The organism is Isoptericola sp. Y581 (genome assembly GCF_059445475.1).
The window spans coordinates 158884-171377 of the sequence record NZ_JCAIUK010000006.1; the positions used below are offsets into that span (position 1 = coordinate 158884).

General features: G+C 73.1%; 11 protein-coding genes. 4 read left to right on the forward strand and 7 right to left on the reverse strand.

Annotated features, from left to right (window positions below; translation table 11 throughout):
• Positions 1–11: 11 nt before the first annotated feature.
• On the reverse strand, positions 12–923 hold the full coding sequence (gene sigJ / locus AC1C2W_RS12910; RefSeq protein ID WP_495389626.1) for an RNA polymerase sigma factor SigJ: 912 nt from the start codon (positions 921–923) through the stop codon (positions 12–14).
• 207 nt (positions 924–1130) lie between these two features.
• On the opposite strand from sigJ, the gene AC1C2W_RS12915 reads away from it, so the two are divergent.
• Together AC1C2W_RS12915 and AC1C2W_RS12920 are read left to right on the forward strand one after the other, a co-directional pair.
• The gene (locus tag AC1C2W_RS12915; protein ID WP_495389627.1) at positions 1131–2189 is read left to right on the forward strand and encodes a LacI family DNA-binding transcriptional regulator; all 1059 of its coding nucleotides are present in this window, start codon (positions 1131–1133) and stop codon (positions 2187–2189) included.
• A complete protein-coding gene (locus AC1C2W_RS12920) occupies positions 2186–3793 on the forward strand; it encodes a UxaA family hydrolase (RefSeq protein ID WP_495413282.1) in 1608 nt (535 codons plus the stop codon). The genes AC1C2W_RS12915 and AC1C2W_RS12920 overlap by 4 nt, the downstream gene beginning before the upstream one ends.
• A 24-nt stretch (positions 3794–3817) precedes the next feature.
• Here the strand turns inward: AC1C2W_RS12920 and AC1C2W_RS12925 are convergent, their stop codons facing one another.
• The 4 genes from AC1C2W_RS12925 to AC1C2W_RS12940 all read right to left on the reverse strand — a co-directional run bounded on the left by AC1C2W_RS12925 (position 3818) and on the right by AC1C2W_RS12940 (position 8329).
• A complete protein-coding gene (locus AC1C2W_RS12925; RefSeq protein ID WP_495389629.1) occupies positions 3818–4831 on the reverse strand; it encodes an ABC transporter substrate-binding protein in 1014 nt (337 codons plus the stop codon).
• Positions 4832–4859: 28 nt separating this feature from the next.
• Entirely contained in the window at positions 4860–5870 is a 1011-nt protein-coding gene (locus tag AC1C2W_RS12930) for an ABC transporter permease (RefSeq protein WP_495413283.1), read from the reverse strand.
• Positions 5867–7420, reverse strand: coding sequence for a sugar ABC transporter ATP-binding protein (locus AC1C2W_RS12935; RefSeq protein ID WP_495413284.1), 1554 nt, complete (start codon positions 7418–7420; stop codon positions 5867–5869). Before AC1C2W_RS12935 ends, AC1C2W_RS12930 begins: the two co-directional genes overlap by 4 nt.
• A 258-nt stretch (positions 7421–7678) precedes the next feature.
• Positions 7679–8329 (reverse strand): maleylpyruvate isomerase family mycothiol-dependent enzyme, encoded by a 651-nt coding sequence (locus tag AC1C2W_RS12940; RefSeq protein ID WP_495413285.1) that lies wholly within the window; start codon positions 8327–8329, stop codon positions 7679–7681.
• A gap of 83 nt (positions 8330–8412) precedes the next feature.
• On the opposite strand from AC1C2W_RS12940, the gene AC1C2W_RS12945 reads away from it, so the two are divergent.
• Positions 8413–9237 (forward strand): HAD hydrolase family protein, encoded by an 825-nt coding sequence (locus tag AC1C2W_RS12945; protein ID WP_495413286.1) that lies wholly within the window; start codon positions 8413–8415, stop codon positions 9235–9237.
• A 119-nt stretch (positions 9238–9356) separates the two neighbouring features.
• Positions 9357–9686 (forward strand): cupin domain-containing protein, encoded by a 330-nt coding sequence (locus AC1C2W_RS12950; protein WP_495389634.1) that lies wholly within the window; start codon positions 9357–9359, stop codon positions 9684–9686.
• 46 nt (positions 9687–9732) lie between these two features.
• On the opposite strand, the gene AC1C2W_RS12955 is transcribed toward AC1C2W_RS12950, so the two are convergent.
• Both AC1C2W_RS12955 and doeA read right to left on the reverse strand, forming a co-directional pair.
• The gene (locus AC1C2W_RS12955; RefSeq protein WP_495413287.1) at positions 9733–11115 is read right to left on the reverse strand and encodes an NAD-dependent succinate-semialdehyde dehydrogenase; all 1383 of its coding nucleotides are present in this window, start codon (positions 11113–11115) and stop codon (positions 9733–9735) included.
• A gap of 83 nt (positions 11116–11198) precedes the next feature.
• Positions 11199–12431, reverse strand: a complete 1233-nt coding sequence (gene doeA / locus AC1C2W_RS12960; protein WP_495389636.1) for an ectoine hydrolase — start codon at positions 12429–12431, stop codon at positions 11199–11201.
• Between the last annotated feature and the right edge of the window lie 63 nt (positions 12432–12494).

Consider the following 12494-nt stretch of genomic DNA (forward strand, 5'->3'; position numbering starts at 1 on the left):
CGGGCGCGATGTCAGGCCGGCCGGGGAGGCGGGTTCCAGCGGGACAGCTTGCCCGGGTTCCACTGGACCCACACCGAGGCGACCCGTCCCGCGACGACGGCGACGTTCACCACGCCCGTGACGCGCCCGTCGCGCACGAACGCCAGCGCCGCCCCGTCCGGCGTGGTCCGCGGCTCCAGGTGCGCGTCGGCCTGCCTGGCCAGCACCCCGAGCAGGAACCGCGACACCTTCGACGGCCCGTGGACCGGGTTGAGGGCCGCGCGCACGACGCCGCCGCCGTCGGATCGCAGTTCGACCGACGGGTCGAGCAACGCCGTCAGGGCGGTCAGGTCGCCGCCACGGGCCGCGCGCGCGAACGCCGCGACCACGCGGTCGTGCTCCCCCGCGTCGACGCCGCCCGCCCGGCCGGCCCGCACATGGGCCCGCGCCGAGCTGGCCAGCTGTCGGGCCGCCGCCGGCGTGCGCCCCAGCACGTCGGCCACGTCGGCGAACGAGTACCCGAAGACGTCGTGCAGCACGAACGCGACGCGCTCGGCCGGCGTCATCGCCTCCAGCACCACCAGGAGCGCGGTGCTCACCGACTCGTCCAGGACGGCCCGCTCCGCCGGGTCCGCCGCGTCGTCCGGCGCCCACAGGTCGCCGGGCACCGGCTCCGGGAGCCACGGCCCCACGTATCGTTCGCGGCGTGCCCGCGCGCTTCCCAGCACGTCCAGGCACACCCGGCTCGTGACCCGGGTCAACCAACCCGCCGGGTTCGCGATCGCCGACCGCTCCGTCCCGTCGAGCCGGTACCAGCGGACGAACGCCTCCTGGGCCGCATCCTCGGCCTCGGCCATCGTCCCGAGCATCCGGTACGCCAGCCCGACCAACCGGTGCCGCTCGCCCACGAGGACCGCGTCGTCCCGGACGCCCTCACCTGTCACGATCCGCTCCTCCACCGCCCGTCCTCCGCCGCCTGTCGTCCGCCGCCACGACTGTGCTCGCGCCGCGACGCGACGACACTATGCCCGGCGGGCGCGCCCGGCACCTGCCGTCGTCGCGTCGTCACGAGGCTTCCGACCCGCCCGGTGAACCGCTAGGTTGGAACGCGCTGGAACCGGTTCCAGCCCCCAGATTCCTCAGGAGGCCTCGTGGTCACGCTCCGCGACGTCGCGCGCGAGGCGGGTGTGTCGCTCGCCACCGCGTCGCGCGCCCTCAGCGACGCGCCGCACGTCTCGCCCGCCAACCGGGAGCAGGTGGCGCGCGCGGCCGAGGCGCTCGACTACCGCCCGCACCCCGCGGCACGCGCCCTGACCACGGGGAGCACGGGCACGGTGGGCCTCGTGGTGCCGGACCTGGCCAACCCGTTCTTCGCCGCCGTCGCCAAGGGCGTGCAGGCCCGCGCCCGCGAGACCGGCCGCGAGGTGCTCGTCGCCGACACGGACGAGGACGTCGCCGTCGAGCGCGACGTCGTCACCCGGCTCGGCGACCGCGTGGACGGCCTCGTGCTCTGCTCGCCGCGGATGCCGGCCGCCGCGCTCGGCGAGCTCCTCTGCGACCGGGTCGCCGGCGGCCGGGTCGCACTGGTCAACCGCGAGACGCCCGGCGCGGCGTCGGTCTCCTTCGACATCCCCGACGGCGTGCGGCAGGCCGTGGGCCACCTGCGCGCCCTCGGCCACCGCACCGTCGCCTACGCGGGCGGTCCGCGCACGTCCTGGTCGGACGGCGAGCGCCGCGGCGCCCTCGCCGCCCTCGCCGACATTGGCGGGGACCATGCCGACGGCTCCGGCGACGTGCTCGACCTCGGCAGCTTCCGCCCCACCCACGGCGGCGGCGTCCAGGCCGCCGACCTCGCGCTGGCCGCCGGGGCCACCGCGGTGCTGTGCTTCAACGACCTCGTCGCCCTCGGCGTCCTCGCCCGCCTGCACGCCCGCGGCGTGGCCATCCCGCAGGACGTCTCGGTCGTCGGCTTCGACGACGTCGCCGCGGCGTCGCTGGTGACCCCGGCGCTCACCACCGTCGCGGTCCCCCTCGCCCGCGCCGGGCGCGAGGCCGTCGACCTGCTCGCCGCACCCGTGCCGGACGCCGGCACGGGTGCCGTGCACCGCCGGCTCCCTGTCGAGCTCGTGGTCCGCGCGTCGACGGCCCCCGCACCCCTGAGCCCCCCTGCCCTGCCCGAACGCACCGATCCCGAGGTCGTGATCCGATGAGCACCGCCACGCACCACCCGCTGTTGCCGCTGGCCGCCACCGGCGGACCGTCCGAGACCCCGCCGGACGGCGTCGTCGACCTCGCCGACGTGGCGCTGCTGCTGCGCCCCGCCGACGACGTGGCCGTGGCGACGCGCCAGGTGCCCGCCGGGACCACCGTGCGGCTCGCGGACGGCGCCGAGGTCACGACGGCCTCCACCCTGCCGCGGGGCCACAAGCTCGCCGTCCGGCCGGTGGCGGAAGGCCTCGAGGTGCGCAAGTACGGGCAGTCGATCGGGCGGGCCAAGCGCGACATCACCCCGGGAGAGCACGTGCACGCGCACAACCTCGGGATGGACGACACCGCCCGCGAGTACGAGTTCGGCACGGCCCGCACCACGCTCCCGGCGCCGGCCAGGCGCCGCACGTTCCAGGGCTACCGCCGGTCGGACGGGCGCTGGGGCACCCGCAACTACGTCGGGATCCTCACCTCGGTGAACTGCTCGGCGTCCACGGCGCGGATGATCGCGGACCAGTTCCGCGGCCCGGTGCTCGACGCGTACCCCCACGTGGACGGCGTCGTCGCGCTCACGCACGACACCGGCTGCGGGCTCGTGCCCACGTCCGAAGGCGCGCAGGTCACGCTCCGCACGCTGCGCGGGTACGCGTCGCACGCCAACATGGCGGGCCTGCTCGTGGTCGGCCTCGGCTGCGAGATGCTGCCCGCGGCCTCCGTGCTCGACGGGCTGACGCTGCGCGACGAACTGCCGGTACGCACCCTCACCATCCAGGACACGGGCGGCATCCGCGCCACCGTGCGCGCCGGCGCCGCCGCGATCACGGAGATGCTTCCCGGCATCGACGCGCTGCGCCGCGAAGAGGCACCCGCCTCCGAGCTCGTGCTGGGGCTCAACTGCGGCGGCTCCGACGGGTTCTCGGGCATCACCGCCAACCCGGCGCTGGGTCACGCGTCCGACCTGCTCGTGGCGCAGGGTGGCACGTCGATCCTCGCCGAGACACCGGAGGTGTTCGGCGCCGAGCACCTGCTGCTGCGCCGCGCCGTCTCGCGCGAGGTGGGCCAGCGCCTCCTCGACCGGCTCGACTGGTGGCAGGGCTACGCGGCGGCCGGCGGCGGCACGCTCGACAACAACCCGTCGCCCGGCAACAAGGCCGGCGGCCTCACGACCATCCTCGAGAAGTCGCTCGGCGCCGTCGCCAAGGCGGGCACCGCCGACCTCGTCGCCGTGCACGAGTACGCCGAGCCCGTCACCGAGCGCGGCATGACCTTCATGGACACGCCCGGCTACGACCCGGTCTCCGTGACCGGCATCGTCGCGGGCGGCGCCAACGTCGTCGTCTTCACGACCGGCCGGGGCTCGGTGCTGGGCTGCAAGCCGTCGCCGTCGATCAAGGTCGCGACCAACTCCGACACCTACCGCCGCATGCGCGAGGACATGGACCTCGACGCCGGCCGGATCGTGGAGACCGGCCTGTCCGTCGAGGCGGTCGGCGACGAGCTCTTCGAGAAGATCCTCGCCGTCGCCTCCGGCGAGCAGACCGTCTCGGAGGAGCTCGACCTCGGGGCCGACGAGTTCATCCCGTGGCAGCTCGGCGCCGTCACCTGAGCGTTCGTCCGACCACTCGTCCGATCACTCGTAGAGGACCTCGGCGATCTCCGGGTCGTCCATGGTGTCCTTGTCGTACCAGAAGAAGCCCGAGTCGATCACGGGCTCGACCTCCTCGCCGTCGATCGCCGCGACCGCGGCCTTCACGGTCTGGTAGCCGATCCCGACGGGGTTCTGGGTGATGGCGCCCGCCATCGTGCCGTCCTTGATGGCGTCGAGCTGCGCCTTGCCGGAGTCGAAGCCGATCACCGTGAGGTCGCCCGCCTTGCCGAGCTCCTGCACCGCCTTCACGACGCCGGTGGCCGCGCCCTCGTTGGTGCCGTAGATGCCCACCAGGTCGGGGTTGGCCTGCAGGATCGACTTCGCGGCGTCGGCCGACTTGAGCTGGTCGCCGCCGGCGTACTGGACGTCCACGATCTCGATGCCGGGCGCCTCGGACTCGATGTAGTCCACGAACCCACTGACCCGCTGCTGGCCGGTCTGCGAGGTCTGGTCGTGCCCCAGCACGGCGATCTTCCCCTCCCCGCCGGTGAGCTCCACCATGTGCGTGGCGGCCTCCGCCGCGGCGGCGACGTTGTCGGTCGAGACGGTCGTGAGCGGCACGTCGGAGTCCACGCCCGAGTCGAACGCGACCACCGGGATGCCCCGCGTCTGCGCGTCCGTCATGAGCGGGATCGAGGCCTCGGAGTCGAGGGCCGCGAAGCCCAGGGCGTCCGGGCTCTTGTCGAGCGCCGTCTGCAGCATCGACAGCTGCTTGTCCACCTCGGTCTCCGTCTCGGGGCCCTCGAACGTGACCTCGACGTCGAGCTCGGTCGCGGCGTCGTCGGCGCCCTTCTTGACCGCCTGCCAGAACTGGTGCTGGAAGCCCTTGGAGACCAGCGCGACGTACGGCCTGTCGCCGCCCTCGCCGCCTCCCCCGCCGCCGTCGTCGGAGCTGCAGGCCCCGAGCGCGAGCAGGAGGCCGGCGGCGGCCGTGGCGGCGACGTACTTCGGTGCAGACTTCCGTGCCGACTTCGGGAACTTCGGTCGGGTGAACATCAGGATGGCGCTCCTTCGTGACGAGCGGTCAGGCGTCCTTGCCCCGCCGCAGGATGTCGGTGTACACGGCCAGCAGGATCACGATGCCCACCGCGACCTTCTGCCACTCCTGCGGGATCGACATGATCCGCAGGCCGTTGGTGAGCGTGCTCATGATGAGGGCGCCGATCACGGTGCCGAGGATGGTGCCCCGCCCGCCCCGCAGGGAGGTGCCGCCGATGACCACGGCGGCGATCGCCTCCAGCTCGTAGCCGAGGCCCAGCCCGGGCTGCGCGGAGTTGAGGCGGGACGCCATGACCACGCCCGCGAGGCCGGTGAACACGCCCGCGAGCGTGTAGACCGCCACCTTCCAGCGCCGCACGGGGATGCCGGAGATCGCGGTCGCCTCCTCGTTCGAGCCGATCGACAGGGCGTAGCGCCCGATGAGCGACTTGCTCAGCAGCACCCCGGCCACGACGGCCGCGACGAAGAAGAGGAGCACGGCGTTGGGCAGGCCCGGGATCAGCTCGCCGAGCGCGATCTGGGAGAAACCCGCCACGTCCGAGAAGTAGATCGGCTTGGTGCCCGAGATGATCAGCGACAGGCCCTGCGCGACCATCATCATCGCGAGGGTCGCGATGAACGGCGGGATCTTGAGGAACGACACGTTGAGCCCGTTGACCAGGCCCAGCAGCGCACCGGTCGCAATGCCGCCGAGCACCCCGACCGCGAGCGGCAGCCCCAGGTGGGTGAGGAAGACGCCCGTCATCACGGCGCACAGCGTCATGCCGGTGCCCACCGACAGATCGATGCCGCCGGTCACGATGACGAACGTGGCGCCCAGGGCCATGATCCCGGTGACGGCGGTGGCGAGCAGGATGCCCTTGATATTGGGCCACGCGAGGAAGTACGGGCTCGCGAACGAGAAGAACGCGAAGATCACCACCAGCCCGCCGAAGGCGAGAAGCTGCTGGACCTGCTGGCGGTAGCGGGGGCCGATCCCGCTGCGGCGGCCTTCTGGCAGCACGGCGGCGTCGGGCGCGGCGGTCGGGGAAGTCATCGAGCGTCTCCCGTCGAAGCGAGGGTGTGGTCGGCGTCGAACCGCGTCGCGAGCTCCATGATCTGGTGCGGGGTGGCGTCCGCGTTGGCCAGCACGCCGGTGACGCGGCCGGAGCACATGACCACGATCCGCTCGGCCATGCGCAGCACCTCCGGCAGCTCGGAGGAGATCATGACGATGGACTTGCCCTGCGCCGCGAGACCCCGCAGCAGCGCGTAGATCTCCTCCTTGGCGCCGACGTCGATGCCGCGGGTGGGCTCGTCCACGACGAGCACGTCGCAGTCCCGGGCGAGCCACTTGGCCAGCACGATCTTCTGCTGGTTGCCGCCCGACAGGTTCTTGGCCCGCTGCCGCAGCGAGGGCGTCTTGATGCCGAGGCGGCCCACCATCATCGCGGCGGTGCGCCGCACCGCCCCGTCGCGCACGAAGCCCGCGCGCGTCTCGCGCCGCAGGGAGGAGAGCATGACGTTCCACCCGACGTCCTGGTCGAGCAGCAGCCCGTAGCGCTTGCGGTCCTCCGACAGGTAGCCGATGCCGTGCCGGACGGCGTCGGCGGGGTTGCGGATCGTCACCGGGTGCCCGCGCACCTCGACCGTGCCCGTGCTGGGGTCGGCGCCGACGACGGCCCGCGCGACCTCGGTGCGGCCGGCGCCCATGAGCCCCGCGAACCCGAGGATCTCGCCCTCGTGCAGCTCGAAGGACACGTCGCGCAACAGCTTCTTGGTGCTCAGCCCCTCGACACGCAGCACCACGGGGCGGTCCGGCGGGGCGGGCTCGGGGCGGACGTCGGTCGTGATCTCGCGGCCGACCATGCGGGCGATGACGTCGCGCGTGCTGGTGGCGGGCGTGTCGAGCGTGTCGATGTACCGGCCGTCGCGCAGCACCGTGATCCGGTCGGAGATCTCCTTGATCTCCTCCATGCGGTGCGAGATGTACACGACCCCGGTACGCGGCGAGACGAAGTCGCGCACCAGGCGGAACAGGGCCTGCACCTCGGCGTCGTTGAGGGCCGCGGTGGGCTCGTCCATGATCAGCACCCGCGTGTCGAAGGAGAGCGCCTTGGCGATCTCCACCATCTGCTGCTCGGCCACGCTCAGCCCGGACACGCGCCGGCGCGGGTCGAGCGGGATGCCGAGCCGCGTCAGCAGCTCGCCCGCCCGCCGCACCAGGGCGCCGTCGTCGATGAAGCCGACGCGGCGCGGCTCCCGGCCGGCGAAGACGTTCTGCGCCACCGACAGGTCGGGCATGAGGTGGAACTCCTGGTGGATCGTGCTGATCCCCAGCTCGTTCGCGGCCCGCGGCCCGCGCGGCGCGTACGGCTCCCCCTCGATCTCGAGGGTGCCGGCGTCCGGCGCCTCGAGGCCCGACAGGATCTTCATGAGAGTGGACTTGCCGGCGCCGTTCTCGCCCACCAGCGCCAGCACCTCCCCGTGCCGCAGCTCAAGGTGCACGTCCTCGAGCGCCCGCACGCCCGGGAAGGTCTTGCTGACCCCGGTGGCGCGCAGCAGGGCTGCGTCGGTGTCCCCGGGACGGGTCGGTGTCGCGCTCACGCGGAAGCCCCTTTGCCTCACGATGTGACCGAACCATTTCTAGCAGAGATCCGATGAATCTCAAGGAGTCCCCCAGAAGTCACCGAGGCGTCACTTGAACCCCGCGTTCTTGATGGACTCGACGATCTGCCGCTGGAACCTGGAACCAGCCCGAGCTGTTCACGCCCCAGGCCACGTACGTGCCCACGTAGTGCTGCCCGTGCACCTGTGCGGGGAGACCTCGCTCAGCCGCTGACGGCGGTGGGCGTCCGCCCGCGGTCAGCGCGCGGCGGGCATCCGCTCCCGCAGGACGGCGACGCCCTCGCCCCACAGCTCGTCGCAGAAAGCGGCCCTGCCGGCCATCGCCATCGTCAGGTCGAGGGTGGTGCCGCGGACCACCGGCCCCGTGCCGTGCGCGAACGGCCCGTCGATCGCCTCCAGCCGCAGGCCGGCGACGGCGCTCCGGCTGCTGACGGTGAAGTCCCGCCGCGCGAAGAAGCTCGCGACCTGGGTCGCGGCCGGGACGGAGGGCGTCGTCGCGATCCCGAGCGGCGTCCGGACGTCCTGACCGTGGACGACGACCTCGCCGAGCCAGGCCGCCGTGTCCCCGCTGGGCGCGACCCGGCTGTCCACGACCGCGCGGAAGCGCCGCAGGGTGCCCGCCGCGTCGGCGCCGCGGTGCTCCGCCATCCGGCGCGCGTTGTGCAGGTCCGCGTCGAACCGGGCGCCCACGATGCTGCGCAACCACGCCCACCGCCCGACGCTCGCCCCCGCGGTCAGGTGGGCGACGACATCCTCGACGTCCCACCCCGCGCAGAGCGACGGCGTCCGCCAGGCGTCGCCGTCCAGGGCGGCCAGGTCGTCGGCCAGGGCGGCACGCTCGGCGCGGACCATCGCCCAGATCGCGTCCTGCTCCGTCCTCGTCGTCACGGTCGGAAGCCAAACACGGCGCACCGACAGGCGCCGTTAGGCTCGTCGGTGCCCGCGACACCGTCGAGCTGCAGGAGGTCTGCGTGTCAGGTTCTTGGAAGAGCGGGGCGCGCGTGGCGTTCCTGGACGTGGACGGCACGTACGCCGACCACGGGAGGGTCCCGCCCGCGCACGCCGAGGCGGTCCGCGCCGCGCGCCGGGCCGGGCACCGGGTGCTGCTGTGCACCGGCCGCCCGGAGTCGATGCTGCCCGCCTCCCTGCTGGAGGCCGGGTTCGACGGCATCGTGGCCACGGCCGGCGCATTCGTGCGCATCGACGGCGAGGTCGCGTCCGACCTCCGGTTCCCCGACGACCTGGCCACCCGGGTGCGGCACGTGCTCGACGCGCACGACGTCGCGTACCTGCTCGAGACGCCGGACGCCGTGTACGGGCCGGTCGGCCTCGACGCGCGGCTGGCGCGCCGCGGCGACGCCGCCCCCCACGAGATCCTCGACGTGCTGCGGATGCCGGGCGACCTGTCCGGCGTCCGCTACGCGAAGATCAGCTACTTCGACTCGCCCGTGCCGATCGCGGCGCTGCGCGCGGAGCTCGGGCCGGAGGTCGGCATCCTGCCCTCCTCGTACGCCGACACCGGCGACAACGCCGGCGAGATCCACCTCGCCGGGGTGCACAAGGCGGTCGGGATGGCCGTCGTCGTCGACCGCCTGGGGATCACGCCGGCCGACGTCGTGGGAGTGGGCGACGGGTACAACGACGTCGAGATGCTCGAGTACGCGGGCACCGCGGTCGCGATCGAGGGCGCGCCAAGCGCCCTCCTCGACGCCGCGGACCTCGTCGTCCCCGGGCCCGCCGAGGGCGGCGTCGCGCAGGCGTTCGCGCGGCTGGGCATGCTCGAGGGCGTCGCCTGACGCTCGCAAGGTCGCGAACCGGCCGCGCACCCACGGCACCGTTCGCGCGGACGCTTGGGTACGGTGAGGTCGGCCGGTCGCACCGACGCGGCCCGCGCCGCACGACGGATGGAGCCCCGATGGTCGACCTGGACGCACTCACCGCCACCCACCTCGAGCACGCTCGCGCCGCCGAGAACGGCCGCAGCGCGGAGATCGTGGTGCACGACGGGCCGCTGCGCCAGACCGTCCTCGCCCTGGTCGAGAGGGTCGAGCTCGGCGAGCACAACTCCCCGCCCGCCGCGTCGATCCTCGTGCTGCACGGCCGCCTGCGCGTGACCGCCCTCGACGGGAACGAGGAGGTGGGCGCCGGGCAGCTGCGCGTGCTGACCCACGAGCGCCACGCCGTCCTCGCGCTCGAGGACACCGTCTTCCTGCTCACCACCGTCACGAGCATCCCCAAGCCCTGAGCCGCCCGGCACGAACCTGGAGGGGCCCGCCCCCGACGTGGCCTCGTCAGGCTCGGCGCGGGCCGACCCACACCTGCTGGGCGTTGACGAACTCCTTGATTCCGTGCGGGCCGAGCTCCCGGCCGTAGCCGGAGCGCTTGACCCCGCCGCTGGGCAGGCGCGGGTCTGTCTTCACGATGCCGTTCACCGACACCTGGCCCGCCTCGATCCGGCGGGCCAGCCGCTCGCCCCGCTCCGCCGTCGTCCAGACGCTCGCGGCAAGGCCGTAGTCGGTGTCGTTGGCCATCGCGACGGCCTCGTCGGCGTCCGCCGCCCGCATCACCGCCATCACCGGGCCGAAGGTCTCCTCGCAGGCCGCGGTCATCTCGTCGGTGACGTCCGCGAGCAGCGTGGGCGGGTAGAAGTACCCCGGCCCGTCCGGGATCTCGCCGCCGAGCAGCAGCCGGGCGCCGGCTCCCACGGTCTCCGTGACCTGCCGGTGCAGGTTCTCCCGCAGGTCGGCCCGCGCGATCGGGCCGACGTCGGTGGCCGGGTCGTTCGGGTCGCCCATCTTGAGCACCGCGAGCCGCTGCCGGAGCCGCTCCACCAAGGCGTCGTAGACGGGGGCCTCGACGATGATGCGCTTGGCCGCGATGCAGGACTGCCCGGCGTTGATGATGCGCGACAGCGCGATCGTGTCGGCGGCCGCGTCGAGGTCGGCGTCGGCCAGGACCACGCAGGGGTCGGACCCCCCGAGCTCGAGCACCGCGGGCTTGATCATCCCCGCCGCGACGGCCGCGACGGCGCCGCCCCCGCGCGACGACCCGGTGAACGACACCGCCTGCACCCGCCGGTCCCGGATCACGTCCGCCACGGCGGACGTCTCCAGCGGCAGGTTCCCGAACACGCCCTCGGGTGCGCCCGCCTCCTCGAGCACCCGCGCGAAGACGTCCGCGATCGCCGCCGCGCACCCGGGCACGTGCGGGTCGTGCTTCAGCACGCAGGTGTTGCCCGCCATCAGCGCGGGGGCGGCGAAGCGCAGGGCGAGCCAGAACGGCGCGTTCCAGGGCAGGATGCCGAGCACCGTGCCGAGCGGCAGGTGCTGCACGTAGCTGCGGGTGGCGTCGGACGCGATGATCTCGTCGGCCAGGTACGCGGCGGCGTGGTCGGCGTAGTGCTCCGCGCACCAGGCCGCCTTCTCGACCTCGCCGAGCGCCTCCTTGATCGGCTTGCCCATCTCCAGCGTCATCAGCGGGGCGAGGTCGTCGACGTGCGCGCGCAGGTGCGCGGCGACGGCGTGCAGCACCTCCGCCCTGCCCTCGATCCCCCGGTCCACCCAGGCGGCGCGGGCCTCCTCGGCTGCGGTCAGGACGGCGTCCACCTCGGCGTGGCTCGCGGCGGGAACCTCGCGCACCACCTCGCCGGTGCTCGGATCGGTCACGGTCAGCACGTGCCACCTCCTCGTTCGTCAGCGTCGACCTGTTCGTCAGCGTCGACTGTTCGTCATCTTCGACGGATCGATCGGTCCTCGGGTCAGGCGACCTCGGGGCGGATGGGCGTGGGCTCCTGCTCCTCGTCCGACAGCGCGACCGCCGCCGCGTGCTCCGGCTTGGCGGTGAAGTCCTTGTCCAGCGTGAAGAACGACTCGCACCCGGCGGCGGTGACGTGGATCGTGTCGGAGATGCCGACCGTCTTGTCGCCGTCGACGCCCCACATCCACGGGATGATGTGGAACGTCATGCCCTCGCGCAGGATCGAGGGGTTCCCCTGGTTGAGGCTCGTGATGTAGCCCTCGTCCCAGCTCGGCGGGAAGGCGATCCCGATGGAGTAGCCGGAGCGGGTGATGAGCTGTGCCTGCACCCCGTTGTCCGAGATGATGTTCCGCACGATGTTGTCCGCGTCCGAGACGGTCAGCCCGGGGCGGATGGCGGCCTCGACCTCCGCGAGGGCGAGCTTCATGCGCTCCTGGGCCACCAGCATCGAGCGGGACAGCTCGTCGAGCACGACGGTGCGCATCATCGCCGTGTGGTAGCGCCGGAAGCACCCGCCGACCTCGAGGAACACGTGCTCCCCCGGCTGCACGACGCGCCCCTCCCAGGTGGCGTGGCCGATCATGGTGCGCGGCCCGGACGCGACGTAGGGCATGACGGCGGGGAACTCGCCGCCCGCCCGGAACATGGCCGCGCAGAGCTCGGCCGCGATCTCGTTCTCGGTGACCCCCGCGACGCACGCCTCGATCCCCGCCCGCATGCCGACCTCGGTCGCGTGCGCCGCCCGGCGCATGATCGCGATCTCGTCCGGCGACTTGATGATGCGCCCCTCCTCGACGATCCCGAAGCAGTCCAGCAGCCGCCCCTCGCGGAACGAGCTGTGCACGTAGTCCTGGTGGTAGGCCGGGAAGTAGTAGCTGTTGCGCTCGTACCCCACGTCCTTGGTGTGCAGGCCGAACTCGCGCAGCGACTGCACGAGGCTCTGGATGGCGTCCCCGCTGTCCGGGTACGGCCGCGTGAGCTCCACCCACGTGCGGGCGTGGACGTTCGACTCCTCCATCGCGCGGGTGATCATGAACGGCTCGTCCTCGAGCGGCACCACCAGGGCCTGGAAGAACGAGTACCCGGTGGTCTGGTAGTCCGTGAGGTACATGAGGTTCTCCGGGTCGCTGATCACCACCGCGTCCAGCAGCCGGTCCGCCATGCGGCGGCGCAGGTCCCCCAGGCGCCGGGCGTACTCCTGGAACGGGAACGTCATGTCGTCGCGTTGCCGCATTCCGGCCTCCTGAGGTTCGGTTCGGTTCGGTTCGGTTCGGTCCAGTTCGGTTCGGGGTGTGTT